The organism is Pseudoalteromonas sp. KAN5, from assembly GCF_022846535.1.
In the GTDB taxonomy this organism is placed as follows: domain Bacteria; phylum Pseudomonadota; class Gammaproteobacteria; order Enterobacterales; family Alteromonadaceae; genus Pseudoalteromonas; species Pseudoalteromonas haloplanktis.
In genome coordinates this window covers 3094936-3102500 of record NZ_AP025589.1, presented here as the reverse complement: position 1 = coordinate 3102500, position 7565 = coordinate 3094936, and the positions used below count along the sequence as shown (strand labels likewise).

Genomic DNA, 7565 nt, shown 5'->3' with positions numbered 1-7565 from the left:
GTTAAGTGACTAAGCGTACACGGTGGATGCCTTGGCAGTTGGAGGCGATGAAGGACGTATTAACTTGCGATAAGCTTAGTCGAGCTAGTAAAAAGCACTTGAGACTAAGATTTCCGAATGGGGAAACCCACCTGCTTGCAGGTATCGTTAACTGAATACATAGGTTAACGAGGCGAACGCGGAGAACTGAAACATCTAAGTACCCGTAGGAAAAGAAATCAACCGAGATTCCGGAAGTAGCGGCGAGCGAAACCGGAACAGCCCTTAAGCTTATAATGTGTTAATGGAAGGCTCTGGAAAGTGCCACGATACAGGGTGATAGTCCCGTACATGAAAATGCATTTTAAGTGAAATCGAGTAGGTCGGAGCACGTGAAACTTTGACTGAATATAGGTGGACCATCATCTAAGGCTAAATACTCCCAACTGACCGATAGTGAACCAGTACCGTGAGGGAAAGGCGAAAAGAACCCCTGTGAGGGGAGTGAAATAGAACCTGAAACCGTGTACGTACAAGCAGTAGGAGCAGACTTGTTCTGTGACTGCGTACCTTTTGTATAATGGGTCAGCGACTTATATTTTGTAGCGAGGTTAACCGATTAGGGTAGCCGTAGGGAAACCGAGTCTTAACTGGGCGAATAGTTGCAAGGTATAGACCCGAAACCCGGTGATCTAGCCATGGGCAGGTTGAAGGTTGAGTAACATCAACTGGAGGACCGAACCCACTAACGTTGAAAAGTTAGGGGATGACCTGTGGCTAGGAGTGAAAGGCTAATCAAACCGGGAGATAGCTGGTTCTCCCCGAAATCTATTTAGGTAGAGCCTCGGACGAATACTTACGGGGGTAGAGCACTGTTAAGGCTAGGGGGTCATCCCGACTTACCAACCCTTTGCAAACTCCGAATACCGTAAAGTACTATCCGGGAGACACACGGCGGGTGCTAACGTCCGTCGTGAAGAGGGAAACAACCCAGACCGCCAGCTAAGGTCCCAAAGTCATAGTTAAGTGGGAAACGATGTGGAAAGGCCCAGACAGCCAGGAGGTTGGCTTAGAAGCAGCCATCCTTTAAAGAAAGCGTAATAGCTCACTGGTCGAGTCGGTCTGCGCGGAAGATGTAACGGGGCTAAACTATGCACCGAAGCTGCGGATTCAAAATTTATTTTGAGTGGTAGGGGAGCGTTCTGTAAGCCGTTGAAGGTGACCCGGGAGGGTTGCTGGAGGTATCAGAAGTGCGAATGCTGACATGAGTAACGATAATGCGGGTGAAAAACCCGCACGCCGGAAGACCAAGGGTTCCTATCCCATGTTAATCAGGGTAGGGTAAGTCGACCCCTAAGGCGAGGCCGAAAGGCGTAGTCGATGGGAAACGGGTTAATATTCCCGTACTTGGTATAATTGCGATGGGGGGACGGAGCAGGCTAAGCAAGCATGGCGTTGGTAGTCCATGTGAAAGTGAGTAGGTTGGTGACTTAGGAAAATCCGGGTTGCTAAGACTGAGACACGAGACGAGCCACTAAGGTGGTGAAGTTGCTGATGCCATACTTCCAGGAAAAGCCTCTAAGCTTCAGATTATACCGAATCGTACCCCAAACCGACACAGGTGGTCAGGTAGAGAATACTAAGGCGCTTGAGAGAACTCGGGTGAAGGAACTAGGCAAAATCGTACCGTAACTTCGGGAGAAGGTACGCTCCTATCTGTGATGAGATTTACTCTCTAAGCGGACGGGAGCCGCAGTGACCAGGTGGCTGGGACTGTTTATTAAAAACACAGCACTGTGCAAAATCGCAAGATGACGTATACGGTGTGACACCTGCCCGGTGCCGGAAGGTTAATTGATGGGGTTAGTTTTCGGACAAAGCTCTTGATCGAAGCCCCGGTAAACGGCGGCCGTAACTATAACGGTCCTAAGGTAGCGAAATTCCTTGTCGGGTAAGTTCCGACCTGCACGAATGGTGTAACCATGGCCACGCTGTCTCCACCCGAGACTCAGTGAAATTGAAATCGCAGTGAAGATGCTGTGTACCCGCGGCTAGACGGAAAGACCCCGTGAACCTTTACTACAGCTTGGCACTGAACATTGAACCTACATGTGTAGGATAGGTGGGAGACTTTGAAGATGAGACGCTAGTCTTGTTGGAGTCGTCCTTGAAATACCACCCTTGTAGTTTTGATGTTCTAACGTTGGCCCCTGAATCGGGGTTACGGACAGTGCCTGGTGGGTAGTTTGACTGGGGCGGTCTCCTCCCAAAGAGTAACGGAGGAGCACGAAGGTTGGCTAAGTACGGTCGGACATCGTACGGTTAGTGTAATGGTAGAAGCCAGCTTAACTGCGAGACAGACACGTCGAGCAGGTACGAAAGTAGGTCATAGTGATCCGGTGGTTCTGAATGGAAGGGCCATCGCTCAACGGATAAAAGGTACTCCGGGGATAACAGGCTGATACCGCCCAAGAGTTCATATCGACGGCGGTGTTTGGCACCTCGATGTCGGCTCATCACATCCTGGGGCTGAAGTCGGTCCCAAGGGTATGGCTGTTCGCCATTTAAAGTGGTACGCGAGCTGGGTTTAGAACGTCGTGAGACAGTTCGGTCCCTATCTGCCGTGGGCGTTTGAGAATTGAGAGGGGTTGCTCCTAGTACGAGAGGACCGGAGTGAACGAACCGCTGGTGTTCGGGTTGTCATGCCAATGGCATTGCCCGGTAGCTACGTTCGGAACTGATAAGCGCTGAAAGCATCTAAGCGCGAAGCAGGCCTCGAGATGAGTTCTCACTAGACTTTTAAAGTCTCTGAAGGGCCGTTGAAGACTACAACGTTGATAGGCAAGATGTGGAAGCATGGTGACATGTTAAGCTAACTTGTACTAATTACCCGTGAGGCTTAACCATACAACGCCAAACGCGTTTTATCATTTACGTCCATGTAAATGACTAAAGCCGCACAAGTGCGTTAAAATCTGTTCCAGACAGATTTTTATGTGACTGTTTAAGCGCAGAAGTTAAGATTGTAGGTCGTGATTTATCGCGACAACTAAAGTAGATTTACTAGCAGCTGTAAGCGATAAGCTTTAAGTTGTAAGAAAACAATTATCAGATTTTCCAGATTTTAATTAATTGGCTCGCAAGAGCGGATTAATACCCAATTTGCTTGGTGACAATAGCGTTTTGGACCCACCTGACCCCATGCCGAACTCAGTAGTGAAACGAAACAGCGCCGATGATAGTGTAGCATTTGCTATGTGAAAGTAGGTCATCGCCAGGCTCCAAATAAGAGAAACCCGTTACAGCAATGTGACGGGTTTTTTGTTGTCTGGAATAAAGTATAGCAGTCAGCGTTAAGCCGTCAGCTATCAGCCGCACAGTGTCAACCTGGACACCGTAGCGTGGGTTGAGTATCTGATACTCATGGATAAATAAAGCCACAGACAATGAGAGCGTAGCATTTGCTATGTGGCTCTCTACCGCTGTAGGCACTACGTCATCCCAGGCTCCAAATAAGAGAAACCCGTTACAGCAATGTGACGGGTTTTTTGTTGTCTAGAATAAAATTGGAGCGTTAAGCCGTCAGCTATCAGCCGCACAGTGTCAACCTGGATACCGCAGCGTGGGTTGAGGGCTCCCACGGGTTAAAGAACGCCACGAACTCCTCAGAGCGCAACATACACCTTTAAAACGGCTTGCCTCTTTAACTCTCCTGCATTTTAATCTTGAAAAACTCGAAACTCGAAACTCGAAACTCGAAACTCGAAACTCGAAACTCGAAACTCGAAACTCGAAACTCGAAACTCGAAACTCGAAACTCGAAACTCGAAACTCGAAACTCGAAACTCGAAACTCGAAACTCGAAACTCGAAAACTATTTCTGCCTTTTATTTTTCTTAAATATTATCTTGTTGCAATTTCATCCTTGGTTTACTTTCTGAGCTGTGTAAAACTAGCGGGGTTAATTAGTAAATCAGGTGACATGAATGTCTCAAATAAAAGCTTGGAAACTTATCAGCCTGTTTTGTTTGGTAAGCTTGCTTATGGGCTGTGAATCAAAAGAAGAGCAGTTGCAACAAACAATTCAACAATCTATCACTAAAGCTGAAGCTGAGTTAGAAGGACTCGGTAAAGCATTGGACAATGGCTCAATTCGCAACGCGGTGTTATTGAGTGAATACGGTCGTATAATTAGCGAAGAAAAGCCTGAACTGGCGCAAATCGCAAATGTACTGGCTCTGGATGCAACTCGCAAAGGTGCACTCTATACTGGCTTGACTCAGCGATTAGCTGATATAAAAAGTACTTATTTAATCCCTCCTTATGAAGATACATTACTTAATATTGATTTATTACGTGATGCAGTTAAGCCTACGCTATTTTCAGATGCGTTGACCGACCCTATTAATATGCTTGCAGATATGTCTGGCGGTTCATTGGCGCGTGTTGGTGCAATTAGCAAGCAAGCGGAAGGTGAGGGGGAAGGCAATCAACTTGTCGGAAACCCAAACTATGGGAACTGGCAAACAAATAGTAACGGTATTAGTTTCTGGCAATGGTATGGTATGTACCGTATTTTAGGTGATGTCTTTGATCGTGTTGAATATGGTAGTTGGAGCAAGCGACGTAAATACAGCTATTATAACGATTACGGTCGTGCTCGATATACTAGCCCGAAACAGATGAAAGCACAGACAGCTGTAGAAACACGAACACGTCAGTCTTATCAACGTCAAGGTAAGCAGTTTACTAGTCCTTATGCGTCGAAGAAGACCGGTGCTTCCGGGTTAAGTCGAAGCAGTTATACCCCCCGAAAACCCGTAGTAGTTATTCAAAGAGCAGTAGTTATAGTAAAAGTTCGGGCTCGGTTAGAGACAGTAGTAGCAGAACCTCTCGCGGTGTTAGCCGCGGTAAGTAAGCGGCTATTTAAAAGATTTAGTGTTGGAGTTATAAGAATATGTACGATTTTAATGGAATAACTATGTGGTCGCTGCAAGCAATTGCGATTGATTTTGCAATTATCATTGCCTTATTTGTGAGCTTGAAGTTTATTAAAGGCTGGGTATCAAACTTACATGCCAATGATGAAATTACTGAACGTGATAACTTTGCGTTTGGTATCAGTTTTGCGGCAGGACTAGTTGCGTTAGCCATTGTGCTTACAGGTGTCAGTAGTGGTGCATTTGCTGCGTCTTTACAACAAGAAGCACTGCAAATGGGTGGCTATGGTTTATTAGCGATTGTGATGATCAAGCTTGGTCACTTTTTTCAAGATAAAGTTGCATTGCGTAAAGTAAGCCTGCATGACGAAATCGTTAAAGGGAATGTGACTGCTGCTGTGATTGATTTTGGTCATGTTGTCAGTGTGGCGATCGTAATACGTTCAGCGTTGTTTTGGGTTGCAACAGAGGGTTGGCACGGCCTACCAATAGTGATTGCGGCATTTATTATTGGCAGTATTGCTTTATTGTTAGTGAGTCAGTATCGCGTACAGTTGTTTAAGCGCACTAATCGCAGTGGTGATTGCCTACAGCAAGCTATTATAGATGGTAATTTGGCGGTTGGTATCCGCTACGCTGGTTTTCTAATTGGTAGTGCGCTTGCAATTACGGCGGCTTCAGGTATTGCTCCTTATGTTGCAGATAGCATTAACACTAGCTTAGTTTATTGGGCGATTAGTGCATTGGTGTGCTTAGTGGTGTTTATTGTTCTGCATTTAATTACTATCAAAATAATCTTATCAGGTTGTGATATTTCAGATGAAGTCAATCGCCAAAAAAATATCGGTGTAGCCACTATTTCTGCTGCTGTTTCATTTGCAGTGGGTATTACTATGGCAACTCTACTAGGCGCATAAAACTTGTCACACACAAACCAAAGCCCAAGTAAGTTTAGTTTACTTGGGCATGATTTTTTATTAATAACTGTTATGGCCGTACTCGCTGGGTGCGGCCTTATTTATGAGTATCTGTTATCTCACTATGCAGGGCGTGTTCTTGGTTCAGTAGAGAGTGCTATTTATGCAATGATCGGTACTATGATTGTCGCTATGGGCATGGGGGCTTTTTTAGCCCGCTGGTTTAAAGATCCATTTACTGCATTTGCTTGGCTTGAGAGTCTGATAGCTTTAGTTGGCATGGGTTGCATATTAGCTATTGCCAGCGTAATAGCCGTTAGTTATTCATTACCACATATATTTTCTGAGATTTTTAACCTGCCCGCCGATGTGGTGCTCAATGGCTATGTTTTTCAGAAACTTCAAGAATGGTCACGTTTCTTACCCTATGTATTTGGTTTATTGCTTGGCTTATTGATAGGGATGGAGATCCCCTTGATAGCCCGTATTCGTCAGCATGTTTATGGCCGATTTTTAGAAAATAATGCCGGTACAATCTACGGGGCTGACTACATTGGCGCTGGTATTGGCGCAGCCATATGGGTGAGCATTATGTTGGCGATGCCAATTATGCAAGCCGCTGCGTGGACCGCGCTATTTAATATTATTGCCGGCTTAGCTTTCTTATGGCGTTATCACAGCCATGTACGTTATGCCAAGCTACTGCTTGTTTGCCATATTGGTTTATTGGTGTTGTTTGCTTTTATCCTGGTACTTGGCAGTAGTTGGATGAAGAATTTAAGTAACGTGCTTTATAAAGATAAAGTTATTTACTCTGAAGCGACGAAATATCAGCATCTGGTATTAACTGAGCGGTTAAGTCGTAATCAACCAGAACCAATTACCGATCTCTATTTAAATGGTCGCTTACAGTTTTCTAGCGTTGATGAACAAATTTATCATTCTATGCTCGTATATCCCGCACTGTTAGCCTCTAATCGCCATGATAACGTGTTGATTATTGGTGGTGGCGACGGGCTTGCTATGCGTGATGTATTAAAGTGGCCAGTACAAGAAGTCACATTAATTGATTTGGATGGTCAGTTACTTAATTTATTTGGCCACCCAAGCAATGAGTTTACAGCGCCGGCACAGATCAATGCACGGTTGCGAAAACTTAATGGTAACGCCATGCTTGATCCTAGAGCGAACGTAATCGTAGGCGATGCATTTATAGAGGTTGAGCGGTTGCTTGATGAAGGTAAGCGTTTCGATACTATTATTATTGACTTACCTGATCCAAATCACCCTGACTTAAATAAGATGTACAGCGATTATTTTTATAATCATATTCGGCAATTGTTGGCCGCAGATGGGGCGATGGCTGTGCAGTCAACCTCGCCTTACCATGCTAAAAAGGCCTTTTTAAGTATTGCTAAAACGGTTAAAGCTGCAGGGTTTAAACATGTAGAGCAATATCAGCAAAATATCCCTTCATTTGGGCAGTGGGGTTGGACAATTGCAACGACTACAGGCAAATCTGCTAGTGCGAGAATTGCAGAGACGACGCAGCTTCCTGTTGCTTCTAGGTGGGTCAGTCAAAAATATTTATTGGCTGCATTTATATTCCCTAGTCATTATTTTGAACAAATAAATGATATTGAAGTCAATCAATTAGGGTCAGGTACTTTATACGATTACTATCGAAGTGCATGGCAGATAGAAAGCGAATTGTATAAAAATTAATAAA

At 44.9% G+C, this 7565-nt stretch carries 2 protein-coding genes, 2 rRNA genes and 1 pseudogene (1 of these 5 running past the window's edge); all 5 read left to right on the top strand.

The features are described from left to right. Positions 1–2886: ribosomal RNA gene (locus KAN5_RS13880) — 23S ribosomal RNA — on the top strand (it extends 1 nt beyond the left edge of the window). A gap of 258 nt (positions 2887–3144) precedes the next feature. After that, positions 3145–3259 (top strand): 5S ribosomal RNA (rrf, locus tag KAN5_RS13875). A 706-nt stretch (positions 3260–3965) separates the two neighbouring features. Continuing rightward, positions 3966–4897 (top strand): annotated as a pseudogene (locus KAN5_RS13870) (CHAD domain-containing protein). Positions 4898–4936: 39 nt separating this feature from the next. Beyond that, complete coding sequence (locus KAN5_RS13865) at positions 4937–5836, top strand: DUF350 domain-containing protein (protein ID WP_244389937.1); 900 nt, start codon at positions 4937–4939, stop codon at positions 5834–5836. 3 nt (positions 5837–5839) lie between these two features. Continuing rightward, positions 5840–7561, top strand: coding sequence for a polyamine aminopropyltransferase (locus KAN5_RS13860; protein WP_244389936.1), 1722 nt, complete (start codon positions 5840–5842; stop codon positions 7559–7561). Positions 7562–7565: the final 4 nt, after the last annotated feature.

Coding starts and splice junctions, on each gene's coding strand:
- KAN5_RS13865 (WP_244389937.1), top strand. CDS start 4,937: ATGTACGATTTTAATGGAATAACTATGTGGTCGCTGCAAGCAATTGCG.